This is a genomic window from Nocardioides sp. (assembly GCF_016462705.1).
Classification (GTDB): Bacteria; Actinomycetota; Actinomycetes; order Propionibacteriales; family Nocardioidaceae; genus Nocardioides.
This window is the reverse complement of sequence record NZ_JAEMSS010000017.1, coordinates 1-12,079: the sequence shown is the minus strand read 5'-3', so window position 1 is coordinate 12,079 and position 12,079 is coordinate 1. Positions and strand designations below refer to the sequence as shown.

General features: G+C 72.9%; 13 protein-coding genes. 3 read left to right on the top strand and 10 right to left on the bottom strand.

Annotated elements, in window-relative coordinates:
* The 5 genes from JHD21_RS03725 to JHD21_RS03705 all read right to left on the bottom strand — a co-directional run.
* Positions 1 to 550, bottom strand: a 550-nt coding sequence (locus JHD21_RS03725) for a carbon monoxide dehydrogenase subunit G (protein ID WP_292671738.1), incomplete at its 3' end; no start/stop codon positions are given.
* Positions 547 to 2,955 (bottom strand): aerobic carbon-monoxide dehydrogenase large subunit, encoded by a 2,409-nt coding sequence (cutA, locus tag JHD21_RS03720; RefSeq protein WP_292671736.1) that lies wholly within the window; start codon positions 2,953 to 2,955, stop codon positions 547 to 549. The genes cutA and JHD21_RS03725, both read right to left, overlap by 4 nt.
* Positions 2,952 to 3,443, bottom strand: a complete 492-nt coding sequence (locus tag JHD21_RS03715; protein ID WP_292671735.1) for a (2Fe-2S)-binding protein — start codon at positions 3,441 to 3,443, stop codon at positions 2,952 to 2,954. Before JHD21_RS03715 ends, cutA begins: the two co-directional genes overlap by 4 nt.
* A complete protein-coding gene (locus JHD21_RS03710; RefSeq protein ID WP_292671734.1) occupies positions 3,440 to 4,264 on the bottom strand; it encodes an FAD binding domain-containing protein in 825 nt (274 codons plus the stop codon). The genes JHD21_RS03715 and JHD21_RS03710 overlap by 4 nt, the downstream gene beginning before the upstream one ends.
* 5 nt (positions 4,265 to 4,269) lie before the next feature.
* Positions 4,270 to 5,733 (bottom strand): solute carrier family 23 protein, encoded by a 1,464-nt coding sequence (locus tag JHD21_RS03705; RefSeq protein ID WP_292671732.1) that lies wholly within the window; start codon positions 5,731 to 5,733, stop codon positions 4,270 to 4,272.
* Between the two features lie 157 nt (positions 5,734 to 5,890).
* On the opposite strand from JHD21_RS03705, the gene JHD21_RS03700 reads away from it, so the two are divergent.
* The 3 genes from JHD21_RS03700 to JHD21_RS03690 are packed head-to-tail and all read left to right on the top strand — an operon-like array spanning position 5,891 to position 9,383.
* Positions 5,891 to 6,556 (top strand): DUF2877 domain-containing protein, encoded by a 666-nt coding sequence (locus tag JHD21_RS03700; protein WP_292671730.1) that lies wholly within the window; start codon positions 5,891 to 5,893, stop codon positions 6,554 to 6,556.
* Positions 6,553 to 7,980: an FdrA family protein gene (locus tag JHD21_RS03695; RefSeq protein WP_292671728.1), complete on the top strand. Its 1,428-nt coding sequence runs from the start codon at positions 6,553 to 6,555 to the stop codon at positions 7,978 to 7,980. The genes JHD21_RS03700 and JHD21_RS03695 overlap by 4 nt, the downstream gene beginning before the upstream one ends.
* A complete protein-coding gene (locus tag JHD21_RS03690) occupies positions 7,977 to 9,383 on the top strand; it encodes a DUF1116 domain-containing protein (protein WP_292671727.1) in 1,407 nt (468 codons plus the stop codon). The genes JHD21_RS03695 and JHD21_RS03690 overlap by 4 nt, the downstream gene beginning before the upstream one ends.
* Here JHD21_RS03690 and JHD21_RS03685 read toward each other — a convergent pair.
* From JHD21_RS03685 to JHD21_RS03665, 5 genes are all read right to left on the bottom strand, one after another.
* The gene (locus tag JHD21_RS03685; RefSeq protein WP_292671775.1) at positions 9,356 to 10,027 is read right to left on the bottom strand and encodes a lysophospholipid acyltransferase family protein; all 672 of its coding nucleotides are present in this window, start codon (positions 10,025 to 10,027) and stop codon (positions 9,356 to 9,358) included. The two genes, JHD21_RS03690 and JHD21_RS03685, sit on opposite strands and share 28 nt — an antisense overlap.
* 66 nt (positions 10,028 to 10,093) lie before the next feature.
* Positions 10,094 to 10,888 (bottom strand): GNAT family N-acetyltransferase, encoded by a 795-nt coding sequence (locus JHD21_RS03680; RefSeq protein WP_292671726.1) that lies wholly within the window; start codon positions 10,886 to 10,888, stop codon positions 10,094 to 10,096.
* Between the two features lie 48 nt (positions 10,889 to 10,936).
* On the bottom strand, positions 10,937 to 11,305 hold the full coding sequence (locus JHD21_RS03675) for a response regulator (protein WP_292671725.1): 369 nt from the start codon (positions 11,303 to 11,305) through the stop codon (positions 10,937 to 10,939).
* Between the two features lie 8 nt (positions 11,306 to 11,313).
* On the bottom strand, positions 11,314 to 11,889 hold the full coding sequence (locus JHD21_RS03670) for a hypothetical protein (protein WP_292671724.1): 576 nt from the start codon (positions 11,887 to 11,889) through the stop codon (positions 11,314 to 11,316).
* On the bottom strand, positions 11,879 to 12,079 hold a 201-nt coding region (locus JHD21_RS03665), incomplete at its 5' end, for a hypothetical protein (protein ID WP_292671722.1). The genes JHD21_RS03670 and JHD21_RS03665, both read right to left, overlap by 11 nt.

Sequence of the window (12,079 nt, the reverse complement as noted above, 5' to 3'; positions counted from 1 at the left end):
AGTCGTTCGTCGAGGAGATGGCGCCGGCCCTCGCGGGAGCGGTGTAGACGGCTGCCCCGGCTGCGGGGGCGTCGACGGGCTCGACCGGCGACGCCTGCGACCCGCTCGGAGGCGCTGAGATCGCGCTGCCGACGTTGGCGAAGAACTCCCCCGCCATCCGCTTCGACACCGAGGTGAGCATCCGCTGGCCGACGCCACCGACCATTCCCCCCACGACTGCGTCGGCGTCGTACGCGACCAGGGTCTTGCCCGGGGAGGGTTCGGAGAAGGCGACGTTGACGGTGGCGTCGATGGTCCCCGGCGCACCGGCCCCGGACAGCCGCATGACCAGCGACTCGTGCTCCTGCAGGTGCGACAGCGCGCACGAGCCGTCGTAGGTGCCCTTGATCGCGGCCACGCCGGCGGTGACCGTCATCGCGTACTGGTGCTCACCCGTCGCCTCGAGCCGCTCGCACCCGGGGATCGTGGCGACCAGCACCCGCGGGTCGAGGAGCGCCTGCCAGACCCGGTCGACCGGCTGGTCGATGACGTTGGCTCCGGAGATCTTCACGACGGCTCCTGGTGGTGGCGGAGGGCGAACAGCTCGGACGGCGAGATCGGCATCGCGGTGATCCCGAACCCTGGGAGGGCGGTGCGCTCGGCGTCCTCGATGGCCGCCGCGAACACCGCCGCCGAGGGGATGACGCCGGCCTCACCGGCGCCCTTGATGCCGAGCGGGTTGAGCGGGGACGGCGTCTCGAGGTGGTCGATCTCGATCCGGTCGGGGATCTCGGTGACGTAGGGGATCAGGAAGTCCATGAACGACGCGTTGAGCAGCTGCCCCGACTCGTCGTAGGCCATCCGCTCGTAGAGCGCGCCACCGATGCCCTGCGCCACGCCGCCGTGGATCTGGCCCTCGACGATCATCGGGTTGATCAGGTTGCCGCAGTCGTGCACCACGGCGTACTTGAGGATCGAGATCTCCGCGGTCTCCGGGTCGGTCTCCACGATCACCGCGTGCATCCCGGAGGCGAACGTCGCCCGCTCGGGCGAGTAGAAGTCCTTGCCCTCCAGGCCGGGCTCGTCGTCCTCGGCGACCGGGGGCTTGCCCGGGTCGCCCACCGAGAACTGGGTGGCGGCCTTGGACGCCTCGTCGAAGGCGTAGCGCAGCGGGTTGGAGAGCACGGAGATGGTGCCGAGGTCGATCGCGGCCTCCGGCAGGCCGATCACCGACACCACGCCGTCGACGATCTGCAGGTCCTTCTCGTCGACCTCCAGCGCCTCCGCGGCGATCCGCAGCGCCTTCTCCTTGGTCCGCTTCGCGGCCAGGTGGATGGCCGAGCCGCTCATGACCGCGGCCCGGGAGGCGAAGGTGCCGACGGCGTAGGGCATCCGGCGGGTGTCGCCCGTGACCACCTCGACGTCCTCGAGCCTCACGCCCAGCTCGTCGGCGACCAGCTGCGCGAAGACGGTCGCGTGACCCTGGCCCTGCGTGGTCAGGCCGGTGGCGACCTTGACCTTGCCGGACGTCTCGACGTGCACGTGCGCGCCCTCGTAGGGGCCGACACCGGTGCCCTCGACGTAGCAGGCCAGCCCGATCCCGACCCGGCGTCCCTGCGCGGCCATCTCGGCCTGGTACGCCGGGAACTCGTCCCAGTTCACCAGTGCCCGGATCTTCTCCAGCATGGCCGGGTAGTCGCCCGAGTCGTACTCGAGCTCGCGGCCGTCCTGGAAGACCAGCCCGTGGTCGTAGGGGAACTCGTCGGGCTGGATGAAGTTGACGGCCCGGACCTCCGTGCGGTCCTTGCCGAGGTACTGCGCGATGGCGTCCATGGTCCGCTCCATCGCGAAGCAGGCCTGCGGCCGCCCGGCCCCGCGGTAGGGGGTGACCATCACGGTGTTGGTGTAGATGGACTCGAAGACGACCCGGTAGCTCTGCGGCTTGTAGGGCCCGAGGAGCTGGGTGGACGTGATGATCGGGACGATCAGGCCGTAGGGCGTGTAGGCGCCGTGGTCGTGCCAGAACTCGACGCTGAGGCCGAGCAGCCGTCCGTCGTCGTCGAAGCCGACCTCGATGTGCTGCTCCTGGCCGCGCTCGTGCGCGGTGGAGATGAAGTGCTCGCGGCGGTCCTCGGTGAACTTCACCGTGCGGCCCAGCGCACGGGCCGCCAGCGGGACCAGGAGCTCCTCCGGCCACGGGTGGTTGATCTTGACGCCGAACCCACCGCCGACGTCGGGGGTGATCACGTCGACCTGGCCGAGGTCGAGACCGAGCTTCACCGCGACCGCGGCCCGGACACCGGTCGAGGTCTGGGTCGAGCTCCACGCGGTGAGCCGGTTGACGTCGGGGTCCCAGCGGGCCACCACACCGCGGCCCTCCATCGGCTGGCAGGAGCTCCGCTCGACGGTGAGGTCGAGCTCCAGCCGGTGCGGGGCGGTGGCGATGGCCGCGCGGGCGTCGCCGACCTCCTGCTCCAGCCGGGCGCCGACGTTGCCCGGCACGTCCTCGTGGACGAGGTGCGCGGCGGCCCGGGCGGCGGGGATGCCCACGACCGGCGGCAGGAGCTCGTAGTCGACCCGGATCCGGGCCAGCGCGTCCTCGGCGACGTAGCGGTCCTCGGCGACCACGAACGCGATCGCCTCCCCCATGTAGTTGACCTCGTCCTTGGCCAGGGCGAACTGCGTGCGGCCGTGGGTCAGCGCCGGGTGCGGGATCAGCAGCGGCAGCGGCTCGGCCATCGGCGGCGACAGGTCGGCGAGGTCGTCGTAGGTCCAGACCGCGTGCACGCCCTCGACGTCGAGGACCGCGGAGACGTCGATGTCGACGATCCGGGCGTGGGCGTGCGGGGAGCGCAGCACCGCGGCGTGCAGCGTGTCGGGGCCCACCGCGACGTCGTCGACGTAGCGGCCCTGCCCGCGCAGGAAGCGCTGGTCCTCGACCCGCTGGACGCGCTGGCCCATCAGCTTGGTCGTCACGACGGCCCCTCGGCGCCGATCTCCGCGGCCCGCTCGACCGCCTTGACGATGTTCTGGTAGCCGGTGCAGCGGCACAGGTTGCCGGCGACCATCTCGCGGGCCTCCTCGTGCGTGGGCGAGGGGTTGTCCCGCAGCCCGGCCGTGATCGTGGTCAGGAACCCCGGCGTGCAGAACCCGCACTGGAGGCCGTGGCACTCGGCGAAGGCCTGCTGGACCGGGCCGAGCGACCCGTCGGGCTCGGCCAGCCCCTCGACGGTCGTGACCTCCTGACCGTCGACGGACACCGCGAGCACCAGGCACGAGCGCACCGGGCGCCCGTCGAGCAGCACCGTGCAGGCGCCGCACACGCCGTGCTCGCAGCCGACGTGGGTCCCGGTGAGGCCGAGGTCGTGGCGGAGCGCGTCGGAGAGCAGCCGGCGGGCGGGCACGCGCAGCGGACGCGGCGTGCCGTTGACCGACAGCCGGACGTCGAGCAGCTCCTCGGTCACGTGCCCTCCTTGGCGGCTCTCACCACGCGCGGCGTCAGGACCCGCACGAGGTGGGCACGGTACGCCGCCGTCGCGTGGATGTCCGAGTGGATCCCTCCGGCCGGCTCGAGCTGCGCCAGCGCCGCCTCCCCGAGGTCGTCGTCGGCGACCCCGCTGAGGTCGACGACCGTGGGGATGTCCGCGACGGACAGGAAACCGGCCTTGACGCTGGCGCCGTCGACCAGCGCGGCCACGCCGACCAGGGCGTAGTCACCGTGCCGCCGGGCGATCTCCTCGAACGCCACCCCGGCACCCGGCGCCAGCGCCGGGAAGAACGCCGACACCGCGACCTCGTCCTGACGCACCGACGACTCGAGCGGGCCGACGTAGAGCTCGCCGGCCGGGATCGTGCGCCGGCCGCCCGGCCCCTCGACCTCGAGCGACCCGTCCAGGAGCGACAGCACGACCGGCATCTCGGCCGCGGCGTCCGCGTGCACGAGCGAGCCCACGGTCGTCCCCCGGTTGCGGATGGTGGCGTGCGCGACGTGCGCGAGGGCGAGCGGGACCAGCGGCTGCACCCGGCGTACGTCGTCAGAGGCGAGCACGTCGGCGTGCCGGGCCAGCGCACCGACCCGCACGCCGGTGGCGTCGACCTCGACGAGGTCGAGGCCCGCGATCCCGTTGAGGTCGACGAGCGCGGACGGCGCGGCCAGCCGCATCGACAGCAGCGGGACCAGGCTCTGGCCACCGGCGAGCACCTTGGCGCCCGGGTCACCGGCCAGGGCCGTCACCGCTTCGGCGACGGACCCCGGCCGGTGGTAGGCGAAGGGTGCCGGCTTCACGTCGGCTAGCTCGACGGACGGTCGTGAGGAGGCGCGTGGTCCTCGACGTGGGCACCCGGGTGGCCGACCGCGATCATCGTGCCGTCGGCGTCGTCCCGCGCCACCAGACGGGCCAGGTGGTAGCCGGCCACGGTCACGATCGTGCCGAGCGCGATCCCGGTGAGGACGAAGTCGTCGGTGATCTCCAGTCGCGCGTCGCCGATCGCGAGGATGATGCCGGCCGCGATGGGCACGAGGTTGATCGGCCTGGCGAAGTCCACGCCGTTCTCCCTCCAGATCTTGGCGCCGAGGAGCCCGATCATCCCGTAGAGCACCAAGGTGATGCCACCGAGCACCGCGGGCGGCGTCGCGTTGATGACCTGACCGAACTTGGGCACCAGCCCCAGCAGGATGGCCACGATCGCCGCGACGAAGTACGCCGCCGTGGAGTAGACGCGGGTCGCGGCCATGACGCCGATGTTCTCGGCGTACGTCGTCGTGGGCGAGCCACCGACCGAGGACGTGATGACCGTGGCCACCCCGTCGGCCGCCACCGCGCGACCCATCACGGGGTCGAGGTCGGTCTTCGTCATCTCGGCGACCGCCTTGACGTGGCCGAGGTTCTCGGCCACCAGCGCGATGACGGCCGGCAGCGCCAGCAGGATGAAGACGACCGAGAACGACGGCAGGTGCCACCCGACGTCGGCATAGCCGGGCGTGAACGCCTGGTTGCCCACGAGGCCGTCGGCGGTCTGGCTCGGGAACCCGAACCAGTCGGCGTCCTTGACGAGGTCCCAGTTGACCCGGTCGTGGGGTCCGGGCTCGGGGTTGCCGGGCAGCGGAGCCGACGTCTTCCCGAAGATCGCGTCCCAGAGCACCGAGAGCAGGTAGCCGAAGATCAGGCCGAGGAAGATCGCGATCCGGCCGATGAAGCCGCGGAACCCGACCGCCATGAGGATCACCGCGGTCATCGTGATGATCGCGACCCAGGGGTCCGAGGGCATGTAGGTCTGCGTCGCGACCGGCGCCAGGTTGAACCCGATGAGCATGACCACGGCGCCGGTGACCACCGGCGGGAGCACCTTGTTGACCGAGTCGGCGCCGAGGAAGTGGATGACCACACCCACGAGCGCCAGCACGACGCCGGCGACCAGGATCGCGCCGGTGACGTCCGCCGGCCCGCCGGGCCCGTCCCCGCCGGTGTAGGTGTAGATCGCGGTGGCGGCGCCCACGAACGACGCCGAGGTGCCGAGGTAGCTCGGCACCTTGCCGCCGACGATCAGCAGGAAGCAGATCGTCGCGATCCCGCTCATCATGATGGCGAGGTTGGCGTTGAGGCCCATGACCAGCGGGAAGACGAAGGTCGCCCCGAACATGGCCACCACGTGCTGGGCACCGAGCCCGACCGTCTTGCCCCACGCCAGCCGCTGCCGCGGCGCGACCGCCTCGCCGGGAGCCGGATCGACGACCTCCCACTTGAACATCGACATGACTGACCTCCTTGCTGGGTGCCGGCTCGAGCCACGGCACGTCCGATGGACTCATGGGACACCTTCGACAGGCCCGGCGGGGTTACCTGGGGGTTACCGACAAGTACGTGTCGCCGCGCGGTGCGTGCGCCGGACTGCGGCGTACTAACGTGGCGCAGTGATCCCGGTGAGCGCTCCCCCACGTGTCCGGACCCGGCTGCGGAGCGCCCCGGACGGCCCGGTCCAAGTGGTCCACCACGGCCCCGACGCGATCTACGTCGACGTGGGTGGCTGGTGCGTGGGCGTGCTCGGCTTCCGGGCCACCGCGGTCCCCTGCGGCCTGCGCACCTCGCTGGGCACGCTGCCCACGGTGGCCGGGGCCGGCATCCGCGGCGGCGTCCTGCACCTCGACGACGCGCCCCTCTCCATCGGCAGGCTCGTCGACGTGTCCGTCCCGTCCCTGCCGGGCCGCCGGCTCGGTGCAGAGCTCGCGGACGCGGAGGTGGAGGGCCTGGTCGGCCGGGGCGACGGGCTGACGCCCTACGGCGACGACATGCTCTGCGGCTGGCTGGCCGTCCACCGCGCCGCCGGCGTCGAGACACCGGCCGTCGACGCCACGGTCCGGTCGCTGCTGTCCAGGACGACGCTGCTCTCCGCCACGCTGCTCGACTGCGCGATGCACGGCGAGGTGATCCCCGAGTTCGCCGCCTTCCTCGCCGCCCTGGACACCCCCGACGAGGCAGCCCGGGCCGAGGCACTGGCGGCCGTCGGCCACACGTCGGGCCGCGGCCTCCTCGAGGGGGCCCGGACGGCACTCGACTCGCTGCGGACGGAAGCTGCGTGACCGGGCACGTCGAGCTCCGCCCCGGCGCCTACGCCGACTCGGTGACGCTGCTCCAGGTCAGCCGCAGCGTGCAGGGCGTCCCGGGCGTCGCGGCGGCCCAGGTCGCCATGGCGACCCCGCTCAACGTCGACGTCCTCACCGAGATGGGGTTCACCGTCCCCACGGAGGCCGGCCCCAACGACATGGTCGTCGCGATCCGGCTCACCGACGGCGGCGACCTCGACGCGGTGCTGGCCGCCGTCGAGGCCGCGCTGCGCGAGACCGGGCGTCGCGACGGCGGCCCGTCCGAGGAGGCACCGCCACGGACCACGGCGAGCGCGCTGCGCCGTACCGCCGTCTCGGGGCCAGGGGCGGTCGCCCTGGTGTCCGTGCCCGGACCGTCGGCGTTCGTCGAGGCGATGGACGCACTGGAGTCCGGCAGCGACGTGATGGTGTTCAGCGACAACGTGCCGGTGGAGCAGGAGCTCGCCCTCAAGCGGTACGCCGCCGGGCGTGGCCTGCTGGTCATGGGCCCCGACTGCGGCACCGCGGTCGTGGGCGGGCTGGGGCTCGGCTTCGCCAACGTCGTGTCCCCCGGGCCGGTCGGCATCGTCGCGGCCTCCGGCACCGGCTGCCAGCAGGTGCTCGCGCTGCTCGACCGGGCCGGTGTCGGCGTGGCGCACGCGCTGGGCGTGGGCGGCCGTGACCTCTCCGCCGAGGTGCGCGGCCTCGCGACCCGGGAGGCGATGCGCCGACTCGACGAGGACAACACGGTCGAGGTGATCCTGCTGGTGTCGAAGCCGCCGGCGCCCGACGTCGCCGACGAGATCAGGTCGTACGCCGGCGGGTTGTCCACGCCGGTCGAGCTGGCGCTGCTCGGCGCGGGGCACCCCGACCTGACCGAGGCCACCGAGTCGCTGCTGCGGGCGCGCGGGGTCGCCGTGCCCGAGTGGCCGGTCGTCGGCACTGCCGCCGCGCCGTCCGGCGGCCACCTGCTCCGCGGGCTCTTCGTCGGCGGCACGCTGGCCGGCGAGGCCCGGATCATCGCCGAGAGCCTGCTCGGCGCCGCTGTTGTCAGGGGCGCGGGCCACGAGTTCGTCGACTTCGGCGACGACGCCTACACCGCGGGCCGCGCGCACCCGATGATCGACGCGACCCTGCGCCTCGAGCACCTCGCCCGGGCCGGGGCCGACCCGGACACCGCGGTGCTCCTGGTCGACGTGGTGCTCGGGCACGGCGCCGAGCCGGACCCGGGCGCACTGCTGGCCCCGGTGATCGCCGGGATCGGCAAGCCGGTCGTGGCCGCGGTGGTCGGCACCGCCGCCGACCCCCAGGACCTCGAGCGGCAGGTCCGGGTCCTGGCCGAGGCCGGCGCCGAGGTCCACGTCTCCAACGCCCGGGCCACCCGACGTGCCGTCGAGCTCACCCGGGAGGCGACCCGATGAACACCCCCGAGGCCGTGGTCGGCGTGGGTGCCGACCTGCTCGCCGACGCGGTCGAGGCCCAGGCCGTGCCGGTCACCCGGGTCGACTGGCGACCGCCCATGGAGGGCACGGAGTCCGACCTCGCCGCGGTCGCCGCCGACCCGAGGCGGCCCGAGGCCAACGCCCGGGCCCTGTCCGCGATGCTCGAGGTGACCGCGACCCTGGTCGACGTCGTCCCGGCCGCCGAGGCCCTCGGCCTGGAGCCCGGCCAGTTCCTGCACGCCGGCCCGCCGATCGAGTGGGCCCGGGCGTCCGGGCCGCTGCGCGGCGCGCTGATGGGCGGGGCCGCCCTGGAGGGCCTGGTCGAGGACCCCGACGAGGCGGTGGCGCTCTTCGAGTCCGGCACGTCGGTCTCGCTCGAGCCCTGCCACCACCGGTCCACCGTGGGCCCGATGGCCGGGGTGGTCACGCCGAGCATGTGGCTGTGGGTGCTCGAGGACCCGGCCAGCGGGCGGCGTACCTACTGCTCCCTCAACGAGGGCCTCGGCAAGGTCCTGCGTTACGGCGCCTACGGACCCGAGGTGCTCACCCGGCTGCGCTGGATGGGCGACGTGCTCGGCCCGCTGCTGCAGAGGTCCGTGCGGGACACGGTGGCGTCGTCGGGCCCCGTCGACGTCACCGGGATCCTCACCCAGATGCTGCAGATGGGCGACGAGGCCCACAACCGCAACCGCGCGGGCACGCTGATGCTGCTGCGCGACCTGTCCCCGGCCATGGTCACCAGCGGGTACGACGCCGCGGACGTGGCGCAGGCGCTGCGGTTCGTCGGCGGCAACGACCACTTCTTCCTCAACCTCGCGATGCCCGCCTGCAAGCTCGCGCTGGACGCGGCCCGCGGCATCGAGGGGTCGACGATGGTCGTGGCGATGGCCCGCAACGGCACCGACTTCGGCATCCAGGTCGCCGGCACCGGCGACGAGTGGTTCACCGGTCCGGCGCAGCTCGCCGACGGGCTGTTCCTCGGCGACTACGGACCGGACGACGCCAACCCGGACATCGGCGACTCCGCGATCACCGAGACCGCCGGCATCGGCGGCTTCGCGATGGCCACCGCCCCCGCGATCGTCCGGTTCGTCGGCGGCTCGGTCCCCGACGCGCTCGCGACCACCCGGCGGATGCACGAGATCACCCTCGGCGAGAACCCGCGCTGGTCGGTCCCGGTCCTGGAGTTCCAGGGCACCCCGACCGGCATCGACGTCACGAAGGTGTGCCGCACCGGGATCCTGCCGCAGATCAACACCGGCATGGCCGGTGCGGTCGCCGGCGTGGGCCAGGTCGGCGCCGGCCTCGTCACGCCTCCCGCGGAGATCTTCCCGCAGGCGCTGGCGGCGCTGGCTCAGGCCGTGCCCGGGCGCTCGTTGTAGATGCCCGCGGGCTCCTGGCCGGTCAGGTCGCCGATGGCGGCCATGATCCGGTCGGTGAGCTCGCGGCGCGCCCGACCACTGGGTACGCCGTCGTACTCCCCCGCGACCTGGATCGGCGCGCCGAAGCGCACCGTCACGTCGACCCCGCGCAGCCGCGGCCGGTTGGCACCGACGGGCTGGATGTCCTCGGTCCCCTGCAGCCCCACCGGCACGACCGGGCAGCCAGCGGTCAGCGCGAGGTGCGCGACGCCGGTGCGGCCGCGGTAGAGCCGGCCGTCGCGCGAGCGGGTGCCCTCCGGATAGATGCCGAAGGCACCACCACGCCCCAGCACCCCCAGCGCCGTGTCCAGGCTGGCGATCGCGGCCTTGGAGTCGTCGCGGTCGACGGGCAGCATCCCGAGTCCCTCGAACCAGCCGCGCTGGAGCGCACCCCGGACGCCGGTGCCGGTGAAGTAGTCGGACTTGGCGAGGAACGCCACGGGCCGCGGAGCGACGATCGGGATGATCATCGAGTCGGCGAAGCTGAGGTGGTTGCTGGCGAGGATCACGCCACCGCTGGTGGGGACGTGCTCGAGGCCGTGCACCGTCGGACGCCACACGGCCTTGGCCAGCGGCGGGACGACGGTGTGCAGCACGTGGTACATCACGCCGCCCAGTGTGCTGGTTACCGGCCGGTCAGCCGATTCGCCCTGCGGCCCGTCCGCCCCGGCTCACGGTCGGCGCCGGACGTACGGCGTGGACGTGGTGACCCGGCGCAGGCCGGAGCGCTCCAGGATCGGCCGCGACATCTCGGTGCAGTCGCTGTGCAGGTAGCGCACGCCGCGCGCCATCGCCGATCCGGCCCGTGCGCCCGTCAACGCCCGGTAGATCCCCCGGCCGCGCCACTGCGGCAGGGTCGCCCCGCCCCACAGCCCGGCGCACTCGGTCCCGGGCACGATCTCGAGCCGGCCCGCGCTGACGACCACGCCGTCGGGCGACTCCGCGACCCAGACCTCCGTGAGGCCCTCGCTGCGCTCGACGCGCGCGAGGAGGTCGGCCCCGCTGCCCCCACGACCGAAGACGCTGACCTGCATGTCGGCGGCCGCCTCGAGCAGGGCGACCCGGTCGGCGAGCTGGTCCACCCGTCGTACGACGATCCCCGCGGGGGGCTCGACGGCTGCGGCGAGGAGCGCCTCGGCCTCCCCGAGCATGATCGTCTCCTCGTCCTCCGGCTCGAAGCCGGCGCGGAGCAGCCGGCCGTGGAGGTCGTCCGTGACGTCGTGCGACCGGGTCTTCCACTCCACCGAGTCCACGGCGGGGTCCGCGAAGAAGTGCTCCACGCTGCGGTGGACCAGGGCGTCGAGCTCGGCTCCCCCGACGTGCTCGAGCGAGCGGTAGGTGACCATGCCGCCGAAGCCGTAGGTGGCTCGCCACACGGGCCCGTCCTGGTCCCAGGCGGTGCTGCCGATCACCTCGGACTCCCCGCGCAGCTGCCGGTCGTAGGTCTCGAGCAGGTCGTGGGTCATGCGCCCATCATCGCCCCGGGGTCGCCCCCGGTGTCGACGCAGCGGCACTCACCAGTCCAGCAGTGCCGAGACCTGCTGGGCGAGGGTCATGGGGTCGAAGGGCTTGGGGATGACCCCGGCGATCGGGAGACCGTCCCAGACCTGACGCTCGTCGGCCTGACGCTTGGCGGTCACCAGGATCACGGGGATGTCCTGGGTCCGCTCGTCGGCCCGAAGACGGTGGAAGGTCTGGATGCCGTCCATGACCGGCATCATCACGTCCAGCAGGATCGCGTGAGGACGGTGCTCGGCGGCCTGCTCCAGGGCGGAGGCGCCCCCGTCGGCGGAGAGGACCTGCCACCCGCCGACCAGCTCGAGGGACAGCTGGGCGATCTCGCGGATGGAGTCGTCGTCGTCGACGACGAGCACGACTGGCACGGCGGGGATCATCTCGACCGCACGGGTCCGGCGAAGGTGCCGGCGTAGTAGGTCTGGCGGTCGATCTTCTCGACCGTCACCTCGGCCTGGCTGTGGAGGAAGTGCTCGATCGCGGCCCCGAAGCCCAGGGACTCGTCGTTGAACGCACAGATGTCCCAGGCGCAGACCGCTCGCTTCGCGACGAGGAGCTCGACGACGCGCTCGATCATGGCCTGGAAGACCCGGGAGCGCCGGTGCTCGGCGCGCACGAGGGTGAAGCCGAGGTAGAACACCGCCCGGCGCGCGGTGTGCTCCGGGTAGTGGTGCGCGAAGTAGTCCGGGCTGATCCACGGCACCGTCTCGAGGTCGGAGGTCAGCGTGGAGATGCCGACGATCTGGTCGTCGATGCGAGCGACGTACTTGTGCACCCGCGGGTCGCGCATCTCCTCCATGAACTCCGACTCGTGCAGCACCTGGCGCGCCACCGCCCGGGTCGCGAGCTCGCCGAACGTCGCGCGGTAGAGCTCGAAGTAGTCGTGAGCCGTCTCCTCGTCGACGCTCTCCTCGATCGTGATCGTCGGGCTGTGCGTGGTCTCAGCGTGCATCGGCGCCCCAGGAGACGACCGAGTAGGCGGCCAGGACCAGGGCGCAGACGGGCCGGTCCACGCAGTGCGCCGAGGACACCATGGTCTCCACCTCGCCGTAGCCTCCGCCCCTGCTGTCGACCATGTCGGTGAGCGTCAAGGTGATCATCTCGAGCAGGGACTCCTCGCTGCCCGCGTGGTGCTCCACGAA